Here is a 21,841-nt window from a genome sequence, read left to right as displayed (position 1 = left end):
TATGGTGAATTTCATAAGCTCTCAGTTTGGACTTTATTTTCCTTTCAATTTTTCCGACTTTGATTTTTCCTTTTTTACCTTTGATGTATTTCGTTCTTACATTTTATCAGGTTTACTCTTTAGCGTTTTTCTAACTCTTTTTGCAACGGTATTGGGGTTTGTTTTCGGCACACTTTTAGCAATGATGCGCCTTTCTTCCATAAAACTTCTTTCTTGGTTTGCAATCAGTTACATAACAGCTATGCGTTCAATACCACTTGTGATGGTTATCTTATGGTTTTTCGTGCTTCTGCCTTTTTTAACTGGTATATCCATTGGTGCAAATAAATCAGCACTCATTACCTTTACCGCATTTGAAACGGCTTATTTTGCTGAGATTATGCGTGCTGGAATCAATTCAGTTCCGCAAGGACAAAAATATGCAGGACAAGCTCTTGGAATGACATATTGGCAAAGTATGTACATTGTCATTCTTCCTCAAGCCTTTAGAGATATGCTTCCAGTCTTTTTAACACAAGTTATTATCCTTTTTCAGGATACAACCCTTGTTTATGCCATCAGTGGTCATAGCCTTTTGAATGGTTTTGATATTGCTGCTAATAATTTTGGTGTAAAGCAAGAAGCTTATATCTTAGCAGCTATTTTCTATTTTGTTATCTGTTTTACACTGTCACAAATAGTTTTGTATTTACAAAAAAAAGTATCCATTATTCGCTAACAGGAAAAAAAATGTCTACTCATATGATCGAAATAAAAAATGTTTCTAATTGGTATGGCGAAATTAAAGTCCTTAAAAACTGTACAACCAATATTAATAAAGGAGAAGTCGTTGTCGTTTGTGGTCCATCAGGCTCAGGAAAGTCAACACTCATTAAAACTATTAACGCTCTCGTCCCTTTTCAAAAAGGTGAAATTTGGATTAATGGAATACCTGTTCATTCAAAAAAAACGAATCTGCCTAAATTGCGAAGTCAGGTAGGAATGGTGTTTCAACACTTCGAGCTTTTCCCCCATTTATCTGTCACAGAAAATTTGACAATTGCACAAATCAAAGTCCTAAAACGAAGCAAAAAAGAAGCACTTGAACGTGGATTGTTATATCTTGAACGCGTTGGACTCATTGAACACAAAGATAAATATCCTGGTCAACTTTCTGGAGGGCAACAACAACGTGTTGCTATTGCACGTGCCTTAACCATGGATCCACTTGTCATGCTTTTTGATGAACCAACATCTGCTCTAGATCCTGAAATGGTAGGTGAAGTACTCGATGTCATGATTAGCTTAGCAGAAGAAGGTATGACGATGATTTGTGTAACCCATGAAATGGGATTTGCACAAAAAGTATCGGAGCGTGTTATTTTCATAGATCAAGGAACAATTCTTGAAGACTGCTCATCTAAAGAGTTCTTTTCTGATCCGCAAGCAAGAAAACCGAGAACGCAAGAATTTTTGTCTAAAATCCTAAGTCATTAGCCGTTAGATTATCAAAAAAAGCTATCTTTACTATGAACTTGTATACAAGAAAACAGAGTTTAATATAAGATGAGAGAATGTAAAAATATTACAATAAGATGTTTAAAAACTGTTATTCTTTAAAATCTCAGCAACCAGTCAAATTGCTGTACGTCTCTCAGATTCATTACAAAGAGCAAAAGCCTCTTCTTGCAAAGGGTGAATCAAATTTTTGTCTTTTACGTTAGCTTTTTTATAGGCAGCAGTTAACATTGCTGCCCCACGGGCAATTTTTCCTTCTTTAAGCAGTATATTTCCAAGCATTGTTTGAACAGAAGGATTTCCTTTTTTTGCTGAGAGTTTAAACCATCGTGGCTTGTAAAGGATTTTTCTCCCTTCCCTCTCCCTTTAAAAATATTTTTCCTAAATGATACTGAGCTTTAGGATTTCCATAGTTTACCGCAGACTGCATATAAAGACAAACAGTATAAGAAGGATCAGGTTTCATAGGTGATTGAGGAATACCTTTTTTATATATCCTGCAAGTTTAACCAATGCATCAGAAACATAACTTTCATCTTCTGAACCAAGATCTGTACCTTTTTCAAAGATATATGCAAAAAAATGATACGTCTTGTAATCATCTTTAGGAACACCATCACCCTTTGCATAGATGTAGCCAAGTTTCCAATTCGCACCGATATGGCCCCTCTTAGCAGCACAACGGAGTGCTGGAATAGCCTGATTTATATGCCCATTTCTATACGTTTAAAAAAATAAAACGAACCATCATTCGCTTCTTGCAAGCTATTGACATCTATTACATAAACAGTCGAAAAGAATCCCCCTAAAATCACAACAATCGTGACTTTTTTCCATATCTGAAACCTATTAACCATTCCCCCCCTACCTCAATTTTAATGATTATATCTGTTACAAATTTCTTTGTAGATATTTAAACTCTTTTTCTTAGTAAGAAGCATACGCAATTTTAAAGTAAAAATTTTAAAAGAAAAAACAAATAGATAAAAACCATCCAAAATGTTCGATAAAATTAAGTATCAATTTTTATATATAACAAATTGATTTTTAAATATAAATCATCATTCTATATTTTGTAACACACCCTTTAACATTCTAGGATTTATTGATCTTAAAATTTTATACGTATGAGCAAAAATCGTTCAATAGAATAACGTGCATTAAACCGCAACTTGAGAACGAAGAGAATACATGATGAATGGCAAGCGTTTAAGTATAAAAAACAATACGAAAGATGGATAAATATAATGATGATAGTTAACTTATAACTTCACAACTACCTTACCACCTTAAAGATGAAGTTTTTTGTCTCTGCCAATCTATAAACAATACAGCTTTTTGTTTAACAGATTGCACCTGACATCATTTCACATGGGGTTAGTTCATACTTTAACACAAGTTTTACCTCAGAATACTCACCACTACATACAAAAAATACCACATATGTAATTTTACATGCCTTATATTGCTACTCTAAATGATGATATTTTACAGAAATAAAACAAGATATTGATTTTAATGATACTTTACCATTTTGCATGTTGAATGAGGACCTCGAATATCGTAAGATTCTCTCATTCCAAACTTGTTCCATGTTAAATCAATCAAAACCATCCGCTTGCACATTACAAGTAGAGAGAGCTATGTGGATAAAAACTCTGTGTAAGAAAGAACTAAAAATGCCTCTTACGAACGGTTTGAGCTAAGGCTTGTCCGGATATTGGACAGAATGGTGCCCCCAGCGCTTGTTACTTCACAAGCATAAAGAAGGGAAGCTCAATGGATTTACCGTTATACCATTCATGATCTACGTCGTGGAATAGGCTTGGATGCCTTAAAAGATGTCTCTTTAATGATAAACATAAAACAATGGATTTCAGTAGAGATTTTATGATCGTTCATGAAAAACTAACAAAAGAAAAGTTTCCTTTAAAGAAGATCTATACCAGCCCTACTGGTATGAAATTATCTATCAAAAAAATAAAAAGCTGAAATCAATCTAACCGCTCTAAAGCAACAAATATTTTTTTCTGCGCTGCACGCAGTTCTAAAACCCTGTTCCGCTCACGCTCAACAATTTCTGCTTTTGCATTTGCTATAAATTGGGGGTTGTTTAACTTAAGCGATATTTTTTCAATATCTTGTTCAATTTTACTAACATCCTTCCTCAAACGAACACGTTCAGCTTCCAAATCAATCAACTGTCCTAAGGGCAAACAAAAAACAGCCTCTCCCAAAATCATTTGTGCTGATACTTCCGGAACTTTATCAGAGAAATCAATAACTTCAATACGCGCTAATTTTTTAAGAAGTGCATCATAACGCTTCACACGCTCTCGCGTTACTTCCCCTCCTTCAACAACAACAAGAGGTGCTTGCGTAGCCACTGGAATATTCATTTCAAAACGTACAGCCCGAATCCCCGTGATGACATCAATAAGCCAATTAATATCATCAGCAGCTTCTTCATCTATCAATGTTTCCTCTGGCCATTTTGTCAATGCAAGCATATCCTCACGCTTGATGGCTTGCGTTTCTGTAAGAGACCACAACTCTTCCGTCATATACGGCATAAAAGGATGAAGAAGTTTATAAACTTCATCTAAAACCCAAGCAGTACAAGCTTGAGCCTCATTTTTAGCATCTTCATTTTCCCCCTGAAAAATAGGTTTGAGAAGTTCCAAATACCAATCACAGAGTGTATTCCAAATGAAACGATAAAGTGTAGCGGCAGACTCATTAAATTTATAGTGTTCAATACCAATTGTCACTGCTGAAATCGTTTTAGAGAGTTCCGTTAAAATCCAACGATTAAGCGCCAGTTTTGCTTGTTCTGGTTTAAAAGCTGGATCATGCTTCACACCATTCATCTGTGCAAATCGGGTAGCATTCCACAATTTCGTAGCAAAATTACGATAACCAGCAATACGGGAAACATCAAGTTTTACATCACGACCTTGTGCTGCCATAATAGCCAAAGTAAAACGAAGTGCATCAGCGCTATACTGATCAACAAGCTCTAAGGGATCGATAATATTTCCCTTAGATTTTGACATCTTTGCACCCTTTTGATCCCGTACCAGAGCATGCACATAAACCGTTGGGAAAGGAACATCACCCATAAAGTGAAGTCCCATCATCATCATACGAGCAACCCAGAAAAAAATAATATCAAACCCTGTCACGCATAAAGATGTTGGATAAAAAGTAGACAACTCAGTCGTTTTATTGGGCCATCCTAATGTTGAAAAAGGCCAAAGAGCTGATGAAAACCAAGTATCTAAAACATCCGGATCACGGATTAATTCAACCACCTCACCATAATGAGCAACGGCTGAATCTAAAGCCTCTTCTTCACTTTTTTCAACAAAAACTGTTCCATCAGGTCCATACCAAGCAGGAATCTGATGTCCCCACCATAATTGGCGAGAAATGCACCAAGGTTGAATATTTTGCATCCAATTGAAGTAGGTCTTTTTCCAGTTATCGGGAACGAACTGCGTTTTTCCTTGTTGAACAGCCTCTATCGCTGGCTTTGCTAATTCAGCAGCATGAACATACCATTGATCTGTCAAAAAAGGCTCAATAGGAACACCACTGCGATCTCCATGAGGCACCATATGGGGATGATCATCAACAGAAGCCAAATATCCCTGTTCTTTCATCAAAGCAACAATCTTCTGGCGCGCAACAAAACGATCAGATTTATCGAGACTTTCTACTAACATTTCTAATTCATCTGATAATATCAAACCATCAAAAAATGCTTCATTCTCACGGAGAAAAATCTCAGCTTTTGGGGTAAAAATATTGATCAAGCGTAAATGATTACGCAGCCCCACTTCAAAGTCATTAAAGTCATGGGCTGGCGTGATTTTTACAGCACCACTTCCAGCCTCAGGATCAGCATGCATATCACCAACAATTAATAACCGACGACCAACAAGCGGCAAAAGAGCATTTTTACCGATAAGATTTTTATAACGCTCATCTTCAGGATTAACAGCAATTCCTGTATCACCAAGCATTGTTTCTGGTCGTGTTGTCGCCACTGTTATAAAAGTTGTCGCATCATTTGGATCAAAAACTTTACCTTCAAGTGGATATCTAAAGTGCCACAAATGTCCTTGAACTTCTTTTTGCTCAACTTCAAGATCTGAAATAGCTGTCAACAATTTAGGATCCCAATTGACGAGGCGCTTATCCCTATATATCAACCCTTGCTTATAAAGCGTGACAAAAACTTCACGAACCGCCTGCGACAACCCCTCATCCATTGTAAACCGCTCACGCGACCAATCACATGAAATCCCAAGACGGCGCAACTGGTTTGCAATAATGCCTCCAGTTTCATAACGCCATTTCCAAATACGCTCAATAAACTTTTCTCTTCCCATTTCTTGACGCGTTGGTTCTTGGCGTTCTGCAAGTTGGCGCTCTACAACCATTTGTGTAGCAATCCCAGCATGATCCATACCAGGCTGCCACAACACATTCCTGCCACGCATCCGCTGAAATCTAACCATTATATCTTGAATTGTCGTATTGAGTGCGTGCCCCATATGAAGTGAGCCGGTAACATTCGGGGGTGGAAGCATAACGCAAAAAGTTTCTGCACCACTTTTAGAACCCACTCCTGCTTTAAAAGCCCCACGAGTCTCCCATCTCTTTGCAACCCGTTGCTCTATAGAGGCAGCATCATAGTTTTTTTCTAACATTCTATCCATCCATAACGCCGCTGAACAACACAATATATGATCAAAACCTGATCAAAATTTCGTGAATCTCAGCCATTCACTAGAGAGCTCGCACAATCGCAAACAAAATCCCCATAAAATGAAAAACATAAAAATAATGTAAAAATAATTAAGACGATTTCTTAATCGCCTTCACAATCTCTTCACGCAAAATATCTTCCAGCAAAACAGGCAATTTAGACTGTAACCATTCAGCTATAGCCGGACGCAATACATCCTTTGCAATCTTTTCTGCAGAAGAAATACAATATGCAGACAATTCCACATGACCATCCCTTCCAGCGTCTGACTGTGATTTTCTTATCTCATCTTCATATTCTTTTGCTTTATAAACAGAACTCCGTTCTTCAGAAGAAAGCTTCATCTTTTGCATATCCATACCAACTGTATTATTTTCTGCCTCTATATCCTCTTTCTCTTGCGTTATCTTCCCTCCTTGATTTTCAGAAGAAAGACCAATACGATCAGCTAAAGCTTTCATAGCATCATCAACCGATAAGGTTGTATCATAAATACCCTCGGATGCCACTTCTGAAGCATTCAGTGCAACATCTTCATTTAAAAAGTGATCAGATTGAACCGCATTTTCTTCGATTATTTCACGAATAGATGTTAAAATTTCATCCATACTTGGCTCACGTAACACGCTTGAACTCTGTACCATACTTTACAACCTCTCAAAGACGCAACAACAAATAGAATCATATTTTCAGTGTATGCAAAAGAATTATAAGATCAACATGCCTCCTACGATATTTTCAAATATGCTTGTCATAAAGAGGGCGCTACACACAATTTTCTACACTTATAAAAATAATATCTCGCCGCAATATCTTTCAACATATTCAACTGTTGACTTACTAATCTTTTAAAAACTAAAATAATTTAATAAGATTCAAAGAGATACTTTTATGTATTATCGGATATATTGAATTGTTTTTAAACCTAAATAACTTGCAGTCAACTTACCAATAGAAGATTGAACACTATAGCTCGCCACAACAGCATTACGCTCTGCCATTGCAAGTGCAATTTGAGCATTAATCAATTGAGTACGAGAATTTAAAACATCCAATGTCGTTGCTTGCCCTACGCGATTTTCTTGAACACGACCTTTCAGAGCAATTTCAGCAGCACGAACACTTTCACGATAAGCAACAACAGATGAGCGTGCGCCCTCCAACTGAAACCAAGCAGAAGTAAGTGCTTGTCGCGTATTGCTATGCGCCAAATCGAGTTGAAGCTGCGCCTGTCCAAGCTGTTCCCTTGATTGGCGAATTTGCGCAGACGTACGCCCTCCTTCAAAAATTGGGACACTCACTGACAACCCTATTGATTTAGAAACGCCATCCTCTCCAGGACCACTATAAATTCGATTATAAGACGCTGTCGCAGAAAAATCGACCTTAGGGAGCAATGCACCTTCTTTTGCCTTTACATTGTAAACACTCGCATCGACTAAATATTTAGCATAAAGGATTGCTGGATGCATAGAAACGCTCATCTGGTAAGCCATATCAAGGTTGGCAGGAAAATCTCTGGCTACGGGAGGGCTTTTTAACTTTTCAGGATCAGAACCAATAACTTGTCGATACACTGCCTCGGCTGCTTTTACATCAGCACGAGCAAGACTCAGCTCTGAAACTGCCACGGAACGTGCTGCTTGAGCTTGAGCAAGATCAACACGCCCTCCCTCACCCACATCAAATTTTGCTTTATCGGAACGAACTTGCTCTTCAAGAGCTGCCAAATTTTCTCTCCGAAGATCGGCAATACGACGTGCCTGATAGACATTAGCATAAGCCGTTACAGTTTCCAGAAAAGTATTTTGTTCAGCATTACGAAGATACTCACGTTGAGCCTGCAACTTAACTTGCGCTGAAGAAAAGATATTTTGCGTGATAAACCCGTCAAATAATCTTTGATTTAATCTCACGCCTATAGATCCAGAAGTGACATAAGGACCTGTAAAAGACTTATTGCGCCCATAGTTCCCAACCCCCTCAACTTGTGGCAACAACCCCGATCGCGCAATAACAACATCCTCTCTGGATATACGCACAGCTGCACGTTCACTATTCAACTTAGCATTGTGTTTATAAGCCTTAGAAAAGGCATCCATCAATGTTTCAGCACAAACAGTCTCTGATAAAAAAATACTCAACACCAACAACAAACATGCCTGAAACTTCTTGTTTATTTTTAACACAATACACACAACAACATACCCCAAATAAATTACGAAATTATCTTTTATTCACCGAACAAACAAGCTCTAAAATACAAAACCAGGTGTTTTTAAAAAACAAGGAAGAGGCTTTACAGCAAGATTAAAAGCACGACGAGCCGAGATGATCCCATCTTCTTTTATATAGATTTGTGCAATAGCAGCATTTCCATGCCCTTCAACCACAACAAGACGTCCACAGTCTTTCATTTGATCAAAGATACCTTGAGGAATAAAATCAACAGATCCCTCAATGAAAATCACATCATAAGGTCCCTCAACGGCATATCCTTGCTCTAAAGGACCATGAACGACAACCACATTATCACATTGATTACGTTCTAAAGCGTCAAGAGCACGTTCAAAGAGAGATTGATCACTTTCCAGCGCAATCACAGACCCTGCAAGTTTTGCAAGCAACGCTGCACAATAACCACTATTTGCACCAATATCTAAAACAACATCTGATGATTTTACAGCGGCAAGCTGTAGTAATTTTGCTAGAGACGCAGGTTTCATCAAATAGCGTGCAGGAACCCCATCTTGCACTGGACATAGAACAATATCGGTATCAAGATAACTTAACATTTTCATATCTTCCGATACAAAATCTTCACGAAATACCGTTAAAAAGGCTTCAAGAACTGATAAATCCGTTACATCGACTGTACGAATTTGATTGTCAACCATTTTGCGACGAAGCTCAGCAAAATCTGCAACCATAACGAATATTTTCTCCTAACCTACAAAAAACAAACAAAACAGCGACAATAAGGGACGAAGATCTCTTAAACTATAGGTGTTACAAAAAAGGACGCCACAGTCAACAATTAGATTTTAACTATATAATCTCTCACATAAAAGTGTCTTCACAAGAATAGAGGGAAATAATCTATTTTCCTATACCTCATCTCCCCTAAAAGCCGTTTCGTTTAAAATCGGCTGGAGGCCTCGCCCGGAATCGAACCGGGATACAAGGATTTGCAGTCCTCTGCGTAACCATTCCGCCACGAGGCCTCGTCAACAAACATAAAGGTTTCCATAAGGGAAGGCAACGCATCCGTCAAGGTGTAGAAATCTTCTCACACCTTTTTTCCTCTTATTACACAATTTATCATATTTTTTTAAAAAAAGTAATTTTATCCTTTGCAAATCAGTATTGCTTTGCTATAGCCTTTTCAATTAAATAATTGGGCACCGTTCCCCGGTAGCTCAGCGGTAGAGCAACCGGCTGTTAACCGGTTGGTCGCTGGTTCGAATCCGGCCCGGGGAGCCACTTTTCTTTTATTCCACGTAGTTTATTGTTTTTTCTCAAGCTTTTAGACATGAGGGATTCGTTAATAAAAGTGAGGGAATAGGATTTTTGCAATAAATATAGAAACGCAATATCATACGGGATGTGTTTTTTTGCAATGAACGCAAAAAGCAATTGATTCATTTTAGAATAGCACAAATAAGATTACTTTTTTCAAACCACCGCGCTTCTATAAGAGGGCACTGCAATTATTTGCATATTATAAATTACGATTTCTTTCATCAAAGATGAATTATTAAGCTCCATCAGCAATGAAACTGTATCATATTTTTTTCCAAAGAAAGAATGATTTATACTCAATAAAGAAATTAAACTTAAAAACCTGCTCATGAAGCAATCATTTTGAAAAATGGAAGAATCAATAATCAAGGTCATATATTATCTCCATACACCCCACATAATCTCCTCCCCATCCTAAAAGCAAAAAATATAAAACAAATCTGTAAACACTCCGACGTCTTATCTAACAGGTTATTCCTCCTGCTAACGACTTCAACGCTTTACAAACAACCTTGCCTTGTTCACCACACTGTCATAAAACATTTAATACATAAAGTCTTATAGGCTTTATATCTCCCAAATACTTTATATCCCCCCCCCAAATAATAGTGTTTTACAGTAAAAACCAAGATAACAAGCTAAATTGTTAAGAATCCTGAGAAAGCCTTCAGAAATCATGACATTCTCGCTATTGTATTATGCAGTCACATGCTTTTTTAAAGAGATATCTCTTAAATTCCCCAAGACTCTTTCACAATGACACCCCCGTAAATGGTATAAAATGAAATCGATTGATCAGCCCCATCTTTATTTATAATAAAAGTCATACCATCGTACTATTTTTCAACTCTCAATCTCAGCAATCCCCCATTGCCTTTGAAAGAGTTTATAAAAATTATTTTATTTATTTTTCAAATGTTTATTTATATGACAACTTCACACATAACGTGCAAGCGAATACTTTTGATTGATCCGCATAAATAACTTAAAAATGAAAAAAATACGATATAATGAATTATTAAATATATAAAACAATGAGTTATTATTAGACATCAATTTTTAAAATTAAAAGTTATCATTAAAGATAAAACACATCCTTTATAAAAATAATTTTTATATAAATAAAATCTACTTTTATTCCCATTTTTAAAAATGGGAATAAAGCAAATAAATAATTGCCTCTACAATAATGATTTTTAAATAAATCCAAACGGTTAGAAGTTTTCATTTCTAAAAAATGAAAAGCTCTGAAGAATCTTCTTACTTTTAACTCTTTTCAATTGAGAATAAATCAACAAAAGTAAAAAATCTCCTATACATGATCTTTTTTCAAGACTTTATCTAAGCAGCCTTCTTAACTGATTTCCGAAAACGAAAAGTCTTTGCACGCTTTACTATCGGTTTTGCTTTTTGCTGCCTCTCATTTTGAAGTGAAGAATTCTTCCGCTGCAACTGTGCAGCATCATCTTTTCGACCTAAAAACTGTTTTTGACGTTTAGATTTTTTAAAACGGCGTTCCTTATCGTTTTCTTTACTTTCTCGTACAATTGGCTTTTCTGGAAACGCTGCAAATTGTTCTGGAACAGCCTCAGCCACCAATTTCATACGAATCAAGCGCTCTATAGCACGCAAGCGGGACCTTTCTATCTTCTCATCAAAAAGCGTAAGTGCTACACCAGATGCACCATTACGTCCTGTACGACCAATACGATGTACATAACTTTCAGCTTCATCTGGTAAGTCGTAATTAATAACGTGACTTATCCCTGGTATATCAATACCGCGTGCAGCAATATCTGTTGCCACTAGGATCTGCACAGATCTTTCACGAAAAGCTTTTAAAGCAGACTGGCGAGCACCTTGTGATTTATTTCCATGAATTGTTGCGACTAAATATCCTACCTTTTCTAAACTACGCGTGACAGCATCTGCCCCATGTTTCGTTCGAGTAAAAACAATAACCGAATCAAAAGCTGGATTTGTCAAAAGTTTACTTAAAACATTCTTTTTTTCATTCGTAGGAACACAATATAATTTTTGGCAAATCTCTACAGCCGTAGTACCTTGAGGAACAACTTCAATTTTAACCGGATCATTGAGTAAACATTTTGCAAGCACAGCAATTTCCCTCGGCATTGTTGCAGAAAAGAGTGCTGTCTGACGCTCTTGATGCAAAAGCTTTGCAATTTGCTTAACATCATGAATAAACCCCATATCCAACATACGATCTGCTTCATCCAAAATCAAAAAACGAGATTGGGAAAGATCAACACACTTTTCACGAACAAGATCTCTCAAACGCCCTGGAGTCGCTATCAAAACATCCACACCTGCTTCCATACGTTTAATTTGTTTTAAACGTGATACGCCCCCAAAAATAAGACATGTTGAAAGATGTGCTCCTTTCGCCGCAGTGCGAATCGTTTCATCAATCTGAACAGCAAGTTCACGCGTTGGAGCTAAAATCAAAGCGCGTGCAGTTTTAGGGCATCGTTTATCACCTAAAGCCAAAATCTGACTTAAAATAGGCAAACTAAATGCCAAGGTTTTTCCAGAACCTGTCTGAGCAACACCTAAAATATCGTGTCCTTTCAACATCACTGGAATAGCTTGTTCTTGTATAGGTTTAGGTTTACTCATCCCAGCAATGAGTAAATTTTTAATCAAAAGAGTAGGCAAACCTAACTTTGTAAAAACATTTTCTTCTTTTATAGGCAAAATAAAATCTTTCCTTAGCTGAAGAACTCAAAATGAAGTAACCATCTGAACTCTCCACTCAAGAATCCGCGCAAGAGAAATCCCTGACATTTTAAATGAAGCAACGCCTAAAAAGCGGCTTGCGCAACTCATGAACACCTTGAAATCAAGATAAAGGCGTATAAACTTCACTTTACAAAAAGCCAACAAACCAGCCTAAATGCCTTCACCTCTATTATCTTTGGATTATGATAAAAAAGCAAGAACTTTACGAAATACATTTATCATGAATAAAAACAATATTTAGATCGTTTACTTTTTGATGATTGTGTCCATCGGTAAATGTACCTTGATAAAATCAGGATAAATCTCGAGAAAAACTGGATTTTGTAAAGTTTTTTGACCGCCATAAATTAAATACCATTGGTTTTTATCAAAAATCGCCAAAGTTTTATATTGAATGATGCGATCTTTCATCTCAAGAACTGTTGGAATTAAAGCATACAAAGTACCGTTATCAGTTTGTAAATACTCTATATTTTCTTTATCTAAATAATAAGCACCAGAAGGCAACCCCTCAAACTTCTTATGCAACTGTTGAAGAAAATCACTACGTAAAGCACTCTCTGTTGTATTCAATCGATGTGCCATCTCTTTATAAAGCCGCTCAGGCATATAACGAGAAATAGGCATAAAATTCCCATTTTTTATAGCATTATTGACATCAACAACGACTCTTGAAAGTTCATCTTTTTGTACTATTGTTGGCTGAGATGCTAAACTCTGTTGATTAACAATCAAAAAGAAAAATAGACTCAGCACCGAATAAAAAATAGGTTTCATCATTATACTTCTTTTTTTAGTAAAATTTCAGTTTTTCAAATAACAAAATCAAATAACGTTTGATCATCAGTAATATCACGGTAACGCCAACCTAACGTTTGAAATTTTTCCTCTAAAAGACAAAAATTACCGTATTTTTTTGTTTCAATCGCAACCAATACAGAACCAAAGTTTCTCGCTGATTTTTTAAGATATTCAAAACGTACGATATCATCATCTGGCGATAATGTGGAAAGAAAATGACGCAATGCACCAGGATGTTGCGGAAAACTAAAAATAAAATATTTTCTCAACCCTTGGAAACGTAAAGAACGCTCTTTAATTTCTGGCAAACGCTCAAAATCAAAATTACCTCCTGAAATAACAAGAAGAATTTTTTTCCCCTTTAACTCTTGAGGAGGAATACTGTTAAGTGCATCAATCGATAAAGCACCAGCCGGTTCAAGAACCACACCTTCAACATTAAGCATTTCAACCATCGTAGAACAAACGCGATTTTCAGGAACCGTAATGACAGAATCAGGGGGAAATTGCTTTAGAATTGTATAGTTTAGTGCACCAATTTCAGCCACAGCAGCACCATCTACAAAAGTATCAATGCTTTCAAGCTTGACGCGTTTTCCACTCTCCAAACAAGCAAGTAAACTTGCTGCTCTTTGCGGCTCAACAAAACGAAGCTTTGTTTTCCAACCATACTCATGTAGAAACTTGCTCACTCCACTTGCCAAACCACCCCCACCTACCGGCACAATCATCAAATCTGGCTCACTTTCTCCATTGAGTTTTTTCCATTGTAAAGCAGCCTCACAAAGCACTGTTGCTTGCCCCGTAATAATGCGAATATCATCGAAAGGTGGAGCCATTACACCACCGCTCTCTACGACAAAGGATTGTGCAGCTTCATAACATTGATCAAATGTTTCACCAACCAAACGAATATCAATGAATTCTTTACCAAAAATACGTGTTTTTTCAATTTTTTGTTGTGGCGTTGTCATAGGCATGAAAATCACGCCTTTACGTTTAAAATAACGACAAACAAAAGAAACCCCTTGCGCGTGATTCCCCGCTGAAGCACAAACAAATGCAGAATCTGGTGATATACAGCTAAGCATTTCTGAAACAAAATTGAAAGCACCACGAATCTTATAAGACCGCACCGGTGTTAAATCTTCACGCTTTAAATAAATTTCTGCATCATACTTTTGGCTAAGAAAATCATTTCTTTGAAGTGGTGTTTCAGCAAACACGTGATGCAATCCCACCATAGCTTTTGTGACGTCTTGAATAAATTGACTCATAACACTAATCATTTCATACTTTATTTACATTATAAAAGCTTTTTCTATCGATAAAGGAAACTATTGTCAGTCAAAATTTCACTAAAAAATGAAAAATGTTTCTTTTGTCATTAATTCTTGATTCAATAAAAGATATAGCTTATGAGAGAACTCACATCGCGGACGTGATGAAAACGGTAAACATAGCAGACTTAAAATCTGCCGGTCGAAGACCTTGCGGGTTCAAGTCCCGCCGTCCGCACCAAGTTATCTTAATCTCTCTTATTTTCCAATGAGTTATTAAAAATCAAAAAAAATTAAAGCACCTTCTACACCACCTTTCGTAACTTTATTATAACGCTATTAGACAGCACCGCGATGATGCTAAAATACGAATCATTGCTGCTTTTTGAGGTACCTTTTTAGCACTTTGACCTCCTCCTCATCTTTATAGGATGGAGAGGCAATTAGTATTGCTAATTTGGGATTGGCTTATACTCTTCATGACTCTTGTAAAACGACGCAAAAGCTCAGAAAAGAGATAGATGCAAAAGACAAAATAATAGATAAAGAAGCTAAAATAATACGTGCACAAAAAGATGTGATTCAAAAACAAGAAGAGTTAATTCGAAAATCAACTGCTTCTAAAATTATTTTTCCTCGAATGGCAATTAAAAATTTAGCCCAAAAGTAGTTTCAAGTACTTTCTCACAAACATTTTTTCAAGACAGGCAATCACAACACGCTCTATCATAGCGCACATATAAATACACAACAGCCTTAATGGGGGAAGATGATCATCAAATACACAAATCATTCTCTACCTTGATCTAGGTACCAAGACAGGCTGAGCGATTTCTCGTGTATACAGCAGTATAACAAGTGGCACTTGTCAATTTTGAATCTTGTCGTTTTAAAGGCGATGGTATGCGCTATTTGCGTTTTCAGCAATGACTTACAAAAATGAAGATAACAACAGATAAAGGCAACTCTTCACAAGAAAAGATGATTAAAACGGTGTTGTGCAAAAGGGTAAAACCCAAAAGATGACACCGAAGCAAATGCTTTAGCAATTTTATATTTAGTTAAAGAAGGGAATGCGCATGTCTAATGCAATGCCATGGATAAGATTCCATTTGAATGACTGGATCAATGAGATAGATGGAATGACGTTGGAGCAAAGGTGAGTTTATATAACGCTTTTCATTCGCATGTATGACAAAAAGCACCAATTAAAGAAGACTTTGAAACGCTTGTACGCACTGCAATTGCTCGCAAAAAAGTTTGCAACTCTTGTCGAACACTTAATAAGAAATGATAAACTTATTGAGAAAGATAATGGTTTGTCGAATACGCGCGTTGAAGAAGAGCTAAAAGATTTTACTGATAAAAAAAGTGCACATATCGCAAATTCATAGTGAGGCTGGAAAAGTGCACAATAAAAAACGCTATAAAAAACATTGTAATGATCTTGCTGAAGCAAACGCTAAGCAAAATCAAGCTATAAAGAACCAGAATAAGAATATATATATAATATACTAAAACCATCATTTTAGTAAAAAAACTGGTTCTGAAAATTTAGAAACAAACGAACAAGTTGACGAACCAACAAAGGTTGCTGCTGTTGAGACCACATCAGAGCAAATCGAAACGGGTATAGAAAACCAACCTTCCATTCACGAGCAAAAAAACATTCCGAAAAAAGCTAAACGGGTTAGAAATGACAGTGACTGTCGTATCCCTGATAATTTTGCAATCGATGAGGAATTGCCTCCAGAGCGTGTCAAAGTCGAAATGACAAAATTTCGAGATTATTGGAAAGCAACATGACGCAATTGGGTGTGAAAAGCTATCAAGGATTTAGAGAACGGAAAAAACTATGGAAATCACTCTCAAAGGCAAAAAAGTGTAGATGAACGCATCTCAGACAGCATCCTTGATATCAGGCCTCGAGGTCACTTTGAAACACATTCACGAGATGATAGCTCCGCAGTTTCCTTTAGTTTTGAAAAATGGCAAGCATTGACACAACAGAAGGAAGCAATTGCCTTAGAAGCATGTGATCAATTTCACGAATTGTTTTAAATAAAAGCGAACAAAGAGGACATAGCCAAGGCAATTCGGATGCTTTCGTGTAGTTTAAAATTTCGCAACAGGCCGATCATGAAGGTATAGCGCTTACCTATGGAGAATGATTTTGGAAAGTGTTTCTACGTAGTCACTGATAAAAATGGTTAAACGGATTTTATGCGATGAGGTAGAAGATTTATCAGATACGTTTTTTCCAAGCACTCGTGAGTTAGTAAGATTATGCCGTGATTTGGAAAATAGTCTTTTGGCAAAAGCCAATCTTGTACACAAGGCTGTTTTGAACACCCATGAAAAAAAGCTGAAAAAAGGCAATGAGAGAGAATTCAAGACCACTCACGTTGGTTGAAAAGCAAGTGAAAAACATTTCAGGTTAGCAAACTAGAGAAAATTGCTGATCGTTTTGTGATTGGATGTGCATTTAAATCGACAAAATGGCACCGTACAGAGTGATTTAAAGATTTTATGATAAAAAAACCTATCATATAAAACGCTCTGTACAGTCAAATTTGAGGCAAATAGACAAATTTGTAAAATTAGGATTAAAGCATGTTCATTTTAAAACATCTACTCTTAAAAAACCGTAAACAAGCCCATGCGAAAGAGGTTTGTTGCAACGGCAGTGGGTATGCCCCATGGGGGATTGGACAGAGGAGTATTTTTACAACCTCTACGAATATGGAGACGGCACAAGAGGATGTGAAAAGTTTGATGGTGGTCAGTATTACAAAACACCTAAGAATGCGGATTTTAGTACCAAAGCGCAAGTAAAAGCATGGTTTACGGTGGTGATATTCCGAAAAGCATTCTCAATTACGAACCTCTTATAGACTAGATCAACAGAGAGATAAAAAATATTGACTTTAATTCAGAGTATATTGCGTATTGCTCTAAATGCGCTTCTTAAACATTTACACAAAAGCATAAGAAGCTATTGAATCATGAGCTTTATGTTATATTTTTATATAATATTAGAGAGGGCGTTTTATGCACAACAAAATTACGTAAAGTTGGAGGATCCGTTATGCTCTCTATACCTCCTGCATTGTTTGATGTTCTTCATCTTACTGAAAATATGCAAGTGGGTTTGGCTATTGATAATGGACAAATCGCAAAATTACACTCTTGAAGAATTGTTAGCCCAATGTAATCCTTCGGACGATTTTGCGGATAAAGATGTAGAGTGGTTTGATGCAAAGCCTGTTGACAGAGAGCTCTTGTAATGAAGCGGGGTGAAATTTGGTTTGTATCGCTTGACCCAACCTCTGTCTATGAGAAAAAGGAACGCGTCCTGTACTGATTATGTCATTTGCTAGAACAGCAGGCTTTGCTGTTTCATTGGTGGGAACAGGGCTGCATACAACAGGTGTGATACGCTGCGACCAGCCGCGTGCTTTAGATATAGTAACGCGTAATGGGCGAAGTCTTAGCAAAGTTATCAACATTTCTTACTTGAATTTTTTCTACAACTTTTAATGTTTAAAAACACCAACTTTAGGTAAAAAGTAAAAAAGCATAAGATCATGATTTTTTCTGTTGACAATCAGCTAATCAATTTTTCACAGAATAAAAATCAATATTTGACTAATGATGTCATTAATTATGACTCAAAAGGAGCCATAATGAAAGCTGTCATCACTAAGCCAATGTGTGTTGTTGGCAACAATAAAAGCACTGTTCGTTTTGAAGTTTCAACTCCCAATAATCCATTTGTTGAGCTTTCTAATCAAGTCTATGCTCGTCTCAAGCGTGCAAATGCTGCTAAACCCTTTGTTGATGTTAAAACAAAAATAAAGCCCGACAAGGGAGTTGAACAAATTAAGCAAATAGAACAAGAAGCCGTACAAACATCAACGAAATCAGTGACTAAAAAAACCTCTCTCGAAAAACCAAAAGCATCTAAGGTCTCTCAATCATCAACACCTACTCTTAAAAAGGCTTAGACGTTGAAGTTAATCATCTACCAAAAATAGTATCTTCAACAGGCAAAAGATACCTTCACAAGCCTTCAAGCACCACGCCTTAATTGGGCTCTGCGTAATGCTCTAAACACCTCAGCAAAACAAGTTGAACGCTTTACTGAAAAGCAAGTTACCGACATCTCATCAGCTCAAACAAAGCGTATCAGAAAAGGTGTTTATATTAAAGAAAAAGTGACAGCAAGGTTTCTTGAGACAGGTATCATTGGTTCTGGAACACCAATACCTCTTAAATTTTTTAAAGCAAAAGAAACAAAACGCGGCGTAATTTACACACTGTTTGGAAAGAAAGAAATCTTACCCCATGGTTTTATCAAGGGAGGCAGTTTTCCAAAGCGTGTTGATTTGAAAATGGGAGGGAATGTGTTTCAAAGAGATGACGGAGATCAATTCCCTATTGCAAAACAAGAGGGCCCCTCAACTTCTGAGGTCATGTCAAAGCCAGAGATTGCAAGTGCTATTGTAAAAAAAGCCAATGAGAGATTAATTGCCAATATACAGAACAAACTTGCTCATCATGAATACGCTGCCAACAAGAAAAGCTAGATTATGTTCTTAAACTTTATCTATATATTCCATATCCTTATGAGTTTATGCATTACACACTTTGATTACAATTTTAAAAACAGATTATCACTTATGCTTTGTTCTTCCATAAAAAATCAATGCAAAAGGTACTTCCCAGCGGGTTGGCTTCGTTGCAGGGCAGACTAGTGCGAATTATCGCTAGCGACAGAATTTTCAATTTTACTGTACGCTGTACACTTAACTTATTGATAAATAACAATTTTTATTATGTACACTGTACAGTATGTGAAACGTTTTCTTAGCAAGAAGTAATTTTTGTTGCTGGACAATTCTATAGTAATAGGTATTTTCGAATCAGGTGCCTCAAAAACACCTCAAAACAACTAGCGGATTAGTTGCCGAAATAACTAATCTTCCGCAATTTAAAAGCTTTAACTCATTGTATGCTACATGCATATAATAGCTTTGTCAGGTGTTGTTATACCATATAACACCCTTCGGGGAAAGGCGTAACGACAGACTAGATTGCCGTGTTTCTTAGTGCCCAGAACTCTTTTAAAGTGTCAATAGAAAACCTCTAATCGATAGGAGTTCATTATGAACATTCTTAAAAATATCAGAACAAGTCATTGATCCGAAAACCGTTCAAACTGTTAATGCGCGTGAATTGCATACGTTTTTGGAAGTTAAATCGGAATTTAGAAATTGGATAAAAAATCGCATTAAAGAATGTAAATTTCGAGAAAATATAGACTTTGTGGCGCTTTCTAAAAATTTAGAAAACAGTGGAAAGGTAAAAGAATACCACATTACATTAGACATGGCTAAACACCTTTCCATGATCGAACGTAATGATAAAGGACATGAAGCACGTCAATACTTTATCAAATGTGAACGACTTTTGAAACAAGTAGCAACACCACAGATAGCTGCATCACAAGTTGACTACTCTAAACCCGAGGCATTACTTGGTGTCTTGAACCATTTACAAAGTCAAATTGAGCAGAAAGATCATGTTATTGCAGAATTAGCACCAAAAGCAGAGGCACTTGAGGGTCTAAAACGCTCTGATGGTCTGTTTGGTTTAATTGAAGCCGCAAAGATGTTAGAGTTGCGACCAAAGGATTTAACGGATTACTTACGTAAACATGATTGGGTTTACCGGCGGGCTCCAGGGGTGCCTCTGTTACCTTATCAGGACAAAATAAAGAAAGGATTCATGGATTGTCCTGCTATTACTATCCAAAGACCTGATGGTACAGAAAAGGTACTGCCTTCAACGAAAATCACTTCCAGAGGATTAGCATGTTTGAGAGAGCAAATTCATGGAGGTGTGCAATGAAGATAGATACCAATTTCTTATGCGATTTGTGGATAGCATTGTCTCAGTTTTCCAATCATCGAGGCATTGGAGATGCAAATTGTAATGCCATAGTTGAAGTTATGGAATTAATAGAAAAAGTTTTGATTTCAAAACTTCAGGATGAGATGCCAAGTATGCTTAAAATCTTAACAGTTCTAACAGATTTTGGTGATTCAGAGTTACCGCATAGCATGGATTCTTTGTTACGCGCTTATGAAGCAAATTTCGAGAGCCCCATTAAAAAGGTTGCTTAACTTAAAAACAAAACTCCCCTCCCTATCGTTAAAGGTGGGGAGGTAGTCAAGAGACTTCTTTAGGTAAGAACTCAAAATGAACGGATTTAAAATCAGTTAAGTCATAATCTGTAAGATCGGCAGTATCAACAAAGTTTTCTGCTTCTTCACCCGTCTTGAAAACGGGTATTTGTTTTAATTTAGAGGTTTTCATAAGAATTAGTTTTCTTTTAGTACGTATAGACTTTTAAAAGATTCAAAGTTTAGAAGAAATATATCTATTTAAACTCACACCATTTTCAGCGGCTTGTATTGCAAGTTTTCTATGGAGTTCTGGTGGTATTCTTAATTGAAACTTACCACTATATTTACCATGTGACAAAGGCACAGGAACTTCTTCTCCATTATGTTGCATGTCCTCAACAACTTCTGAAACAAGGTCCATAATACCTTTTAAAGCTTTCTCTGCTTGAGCATCTAACCATGAAAGGGATGGGAATTCTGCACACAATCCGACATATTCCTCATCTTCTTGCGACCACAAAACACGATATGTATAATGATTATTGTTCATGTTTCATCCTTTTTATCGCTTGTAAGACTTGTTTGACTTGATAAGCTTTTGCTTTGTTACCAGAATCTTTTTGAATATTCACACGAGGATCACCAAGCCACGGTGTTTTAAAAACAAAGTGGCTTGTACCATTGTTCCGTGGTTCTCCAAAGAAATAGACACATACAGCCAACAAATCTGAAAACTTAATGTTCTTTGGTGATGCTTTCATCAAGCTGATTATTTTTTCAACTTTATTACTCATAACCAATAATAGTATCATTATTAATCCTAGTCAATCATTTTATGCACTTAATTGAACAGGAGCCCCCATGCCCCCCCGTGAGACGATAAGAGAAACATTTGTTGCGTTGATAAAGGCAGCAAAAACAGTGGCTGGTGATAATGTTTTCAATATGCGTGACTTCAATTTATTTATTGAAGCAATGCCAGCTATTAATATCTCAACACAAAGTGAAAC

The 21,841-nt window shown here is 36.7% G+C and carries 20 protein-coding genes, 3 tRNA genes and 2 pseudogenes; 12 read left to right on the top strand and 13 right to left on the bottom strand.

Annotated features, from left to right (window positions below; all coding sequences use genetic code 11):
• Position 1 precedes the first annotated feature (1 nt).
• Together ACFIN0_RS08170 and ACFIN0_RS08165 are read left to right on the top strand one after the other, a co-directional pair.
• Positions 2–718, top strand: coding sequence for an amino acid ABC transporter permease (locus ACFIN0_RS08170; protein WP_375612443.1), 717 nt, complete (start codon positions 2–4; stop codon positions 716–718).
• 11 nt (positions 719–729) lie between these two features.
• Complete coding sequence (locus ACFIN0_RS08165; protein ID WP_273791447.1) at positions 730–1,476, top strand: amino acid ABC transporter ATP-binding protein; 747 nt, start codon at positions 730–732, stop codon at positions 1,474–1,476.
• Between the two features lie 138 nt (positions 1,477–1,614).
• Here the strand turns inward: ACFIN0_RS08165 and ACFIN0_RS08160 are convergent.
• The 6 genes and pseudogenes from ACFIN0_RS08160 to ACFIN0_RS08135 all read right to left on the bottom strand — a co-directional run bounded on the left by ACFIN0_RS08160 (position 1,615) and on the right by ACFIN0_RS08135 (position 9,498).
• A pseudogene (locus tag ACFIN0_RS08160) lies at positions 1,615–2,354 on the bottom strand (tetratricopeptide repeat protein).
• Positions 2,355–3,491: 1,137 nt separating this feature from the next.
• Positions 3,492–6,215, bottom strand: coding sequence for a valine--tRNA ligase (locus tag ACFIN0_RS08155; RefSeq protein ID WP_375607441.1), 2,724 nt, complete (start codon positions 6,213–6,215; stop codon positions 3,492–3,494).
• Positions 6,216–6,363: 148 nt separating this feature from the next.
• Positions 6,364–6,918: a DUF2497 domain-containing protein gene (locus ACFIN0_RS08150; RefSeq protein ID WP_375610894.1), complete on the bottom strand. Its 555-nt coding sequence runs from the start codon at positions 6,916–6,918 to the stop codon at positions 6,364–6,366.
• 252 nt (positions 6,919–7,170) lie between these two features.
• Positions 7,171–8,421, bottom strand: a complete 1,251-nt coding sequence (locus ACFIN0_RS08145) for a TolC family outer membrane protein (protein WP_375607443.1) — start codon at positions 8,419–8,421, stop codon at positions 7,171–7,173.
• A gap of 108 nt (positions 8,422–8,529) precedes the next feature.
• Complete coding sequence (locus tag ACFIN0_RS08140) at positions 8,530–9,204, bottom strand: protein-L-isoaspartate O-methyltransferase (RefSeq protein ID WP_375607444.1); 675 nt, start codon at positions 9,202–9,204, stop codon at positions 8,530–8,532.
• A 220-nt stretch (positions 9,205–9,424) separates the two neighbouring features.
• Positions 9,425–9,498: transfer RNA gene (locus ACFIN0_RS08135), tRNA-Cys, on the bottom strand.
• A 184-nt stretch (positions 9,499–9,682) separates the two neighbouring features.
• Here ACFIN0_RS08135 and ACFIN0_RS08130 point away from each other — a divergent pair.
• Positions 9,683–9,757, top strand: a tRNA-Asn gene (locus ACFIN0_RS08130).
• A gap of 1,380 nt (positions 9,758–11,137) precedes the next feature.
• On the opposite strand, the gene ACFIN0_RS08125 is transcribed toward ACFIN0_RS08130, so the two are convergent.
• From ACFIN0_RS08125 to ilvA, 3 genes are all read right to left on the bottom strand, one after another.
• Complete coding sequence (locus ACFIN0_RS08125) at positions 11,138–12,514, bottom strand: DEAD/DEAH box helicase (RefSeq protein ID WP_375702284.1); 1,377 nt, start codon at positions 12,512–12,514, stop codon at positions 11,138–11,140.
• A 291-nt stretch (positions 12,515–12,805) separates the two neighbouring features.
• Positions 12,806–13,336, bottom strand: a complete 531-nt coding sequence (locus ACFIN0_RS08120) for a hypothetical protein (RefSeq protein ID WP_375702286.1) — start codon at positions 13,334–13,336, stop codon at positions 12,806–12,808.
• 35 nt (positions 13,337–13,371) lie between these two features.
• Positions 13,372–14,649 (bottom strand): threonine ammonia-lyase IlvA, encoded by a 1,278-nt coding sequence (gene ilvA, locus ACFIN0_RS08115; protein WP_375608747.1) that lies wholly within the window; start codon positions 14,647–14,649, stop codon positions 13,372–13,374.
• A gap of 146 nt (positions 14,650–14,795) precedes the next feature.
• Between ilvA and ACFIN0_RS08110 the strand changes: the two genes are divergently transcribed.
• From ACFIN0_RS08110 to ACFIN0_RS08090, 5 genes and pseudogenes are all read left to right on the top strand, one after another.
• Positions 14,796–14,881, top strand: a tRNA-Leu gene (locus ACFIN0_RS08110).
• 222 nt (positions 14,882–15,103) lie between these two features.
• Entirely contained in the window at positions 15,104–15,310 is a 207-nt protein-coding gene (locus tag ACFIN0_RS08105; protein ID WP_375615098.1) for a hypothetical protein, read from the top strand.
• Between the two features lie 550 nt (positions 15,311–15,860).
• Entirely contained in the window at positions 15,861–16,034 is a 174-nt protein-coding gene (locus ACFIN0_RS08100; RefSeq protein ID WP_375615097.1) for a hypothetical protein, read from the top strand.
• Positions 16,035–16,846: 812 nt separating this feature from the next.
• A complete protein-coding gene (locus ACFIN0_RS08095; protein ID WP_375615096.1) occupies positions 16,847–17,053 on the top strand; it encodes a hypothetical protein in 207 nt (68 codons plus the stop codon).
• 200 nt (positions 17,054–17,253) lie between these two features.
• Positions 17,254–17,539: pseudogene (locus tag ACFIN0_RS08090) on the top strand (hypothetical protein).
• A gap of 301 nt (positions 17,540–17,840) precedes the next feature.
• Here the strand turns inward: ACFIN0_RS08090 and ACFIN0_RS08085 are convergent.
• Positions 17,841–18,149, bottom strand: a complete 309-nt coding sequence (locus ACFIN0_RS08085; protein ID WP_375615095.1) for a hypothetical protein — start codon at positions 18,147–18,149, stop codon at positions 17,841–17,843.
• Positions 18,150–18,326: 177 nt separating this feature from the next.
• Between ACFIN0_RS08085 and ACFIN0_RS08080 the strand changes: the two genes are divergently transcribed.
• The 4 genes from ACFIN0_RS08080 to ACFIN0_RS08065 all read left to right on the top strand — a co-directional run bounded on the left by ACFIN0_RS08080 (position 18,327) and on the right by ACFIN0_RS08065 (position 20,828).
• On the top strand, positions 18,327–18,647 hold the full coding sequence (locus tag ACFIN0_RS08080) for a hypothetical protein (RefSeq protein ID WP_375615094.1): 321 nt from the start codon (positions 18,327–18,329) through the stop codon (positions 18,645–18,647).
• Positions 18,648–18,737: 90 nt separating this feature from the next.
• On the top strand, positions 18,738–19,229 hold the full coding sequence (locus tag ACFIN0_RS08075; protein WP_375615104.1) for a hypothetical protein: 492 nt from the start codon (positions 18,738–18,740) through the stop codon (positions 19,227–19,229).
• Positions 19,230–19,824: 595 nt separating this feature from the next.
• Positions 19,825–20,553, top strand: coding sequence for an antA/AntB antirepressor family protein (locus ACFIN0_RS08070; protein ID WP_375702285.1), 729 nt, complete (start codon positions 19,825–19,827; stop codon positions 20,551–20,553).
• Positions 20,550–20,828 (top strand): hypothetical protein, encoded by a 279-nt coding sequence (locus ACFIN0_RS08065; RefSeq protein WP_375702283.1) that lies wholly within the window; start codon positions 20,550–20,552, stop codon positions 20,826–20,828. The genes ACFIN0_RS08070 and ACFIN0_RS08065 overlap by 4 nt, the downstream gene beginning before the upstream one ends.
• Positions 20,829–20,874: 46 nt before the next feature.
• On the opposite strand, the gene ACFIN0_RS08060 is transcribed toward ACFIN0_RS08065, so the two are convergent.
• Genes ACFIN0_RS08060 through ACFIN0_RS08050 form a run of 3 tightly spaced genes read right to left on the bottom strand, consistent with a single transcriptional unit; the run spans position 20,875 to position 21,643 of the window.
• Positions 20,875–21,021, bottom strand: coding sequence for a CopG family antitoxin (locus tag ACFIN0_RS08060; RefSeq protein ID WP_375609574.1), 147 nt, complete (start codon positions 21,019–21,021; stop codon positions 20,875–20,877).
• 42 nt (positions 21,022–21,063) lie between these two features.
• Positions 21,064–21,381 (bottom strand): type II toxin-antitoxin system HicB family antitoxin, encoded by a 318-nt coding sequence (locus ACFIN0_RS08055; protein WP_004856761.1) that lies wholly within the window; start codon positions 21,379–21,381, stop codon positions 21,064–21,066.
• Positions 21,371–21,643 (bottom strand): toxin HicA, encoded by a 273-nt coding sequence (locus ACFIN0_RS08050; protein ID WP_375696057.1) that lies wholly within the window; start codon positions 21,641–21,643, stop codon positions 21,371–21,373. Before ACFIN0_RS08050 ends, ACFIN0_RS08055 begins: the two co-directional genes overlap by 11 nt.
• Between the last annotated feature and the right edge of the window lie 198 nt (positions 21,644–21,841).

Source organism: Bartonella sp. AA89HNZF (genome assembly GCF_042196905.1).
In the GTDB taxonomy this organism is placed as follows: domain Bacteria; phylum Pseudomonadota; class Alphaproteobacteria; order Rhizobiales; family Rhizobiaceae; genus Bartonella.
Note: the sequence above shows the minus strand (reverse complement) of the source record. Positions and strands in the feature narration are given on the sequence as shown.

Coding starts and splice junctions, on each gene's coding strand:
- ACFIN0_RS08155 (WP_375607441.1), bottom strand. CDS start 6,215: ATGTTAGAAAAAAACTATGATGCTGCCTCTATAGAGCAACGGGTTGCA.
- ACFIN0_RS08080 (WP_375615094.1), top strand. CDS start 18,327: ATGAAAGCTGTCATCACTAAGCCAATGTGTGTTGTTGGCAACAATAAA.
- ACFIN0_RS08150 (WP_375610894.1), bottom strand. CDS start 6,918: ATGGTACAGAGTTCAAGCGTGTTACGTGAGCCAAGTATGGATGAAATT.
- ACFIN0_RS08170 (WP_375612443.1), top strand. CDS start 2: ATGGTGAATTTCATAAGCTCTCAGTTTGGACTTTATTTTCCTTTCAAT.
- ACFIN0_RS08120 (WP_375702286.1), bottom strand. CDS start 13,336: ATGAAACCTATTTTTTATTCGGTGCTGAGTCTATTTTTCTTTTTGATT.
- ilvA (WP_375608747.1), bottom strand. CDS start 14,649: ATGATTAGTGTTATGAGTCAATTTATTCAAGACGTCACAAAAGCTATG.
- ACFIN0_RS08095 (WP_375615096.1), top strand. CDS start 16,847: ATGGTTAAACGGATTTTATGCGATGAGGTAGAAGATTTATCAGATACG.
- ACFIN0_RS08055 (WP_004856761.1), bottom strand. CDS start 21,381: ATGAACAATAATCATTATACATATCGTGTTTTGTGGTCGCAAGAAGAT.
- ACFIN0_RS08065 (WP_375702283.1), top strand. CDS start 20,550: ATGAAGATAGATACCAATTTCTTATGCGATTTGTGGATAGCATTGTCT.
- ACFIN0_RS08085 (WP_375615095.1), bottom strand. CDS start 18,149: ATGTTGATAACTTTGCTAAGACTTCGCCCATTACGCGTTACTATATCT.
- ACFIN0_RS08140 (WP_375607444.1), bottom strand. CDS start 9,204: ATGGTTGCAGATTTTGCTGAGCTTCGTCGCAAAATGGTTGACAATCAA.
- ACFIN0_RS08060 (WP_375609574.1), bottom strand. CDS start 21,021: ATGAAAACCTCTAAATTAAAACAAATACCCGTTTTCAAGACGGGTGAA.
- ACFIN0_RS08165 (WP_273791447.1), top strand. CDS start 730: ATGTCTACTCATATGATCGAAATAAAAAATGTTTCTAATTGGTATGGC.
- ACFIN0_RS08050 (WP_375696057.1), bottom strand. CDS start 21,643: ATGATACTATTATTGGTTATGAGTAATAAAGTTGAAAAAATAATCAGC.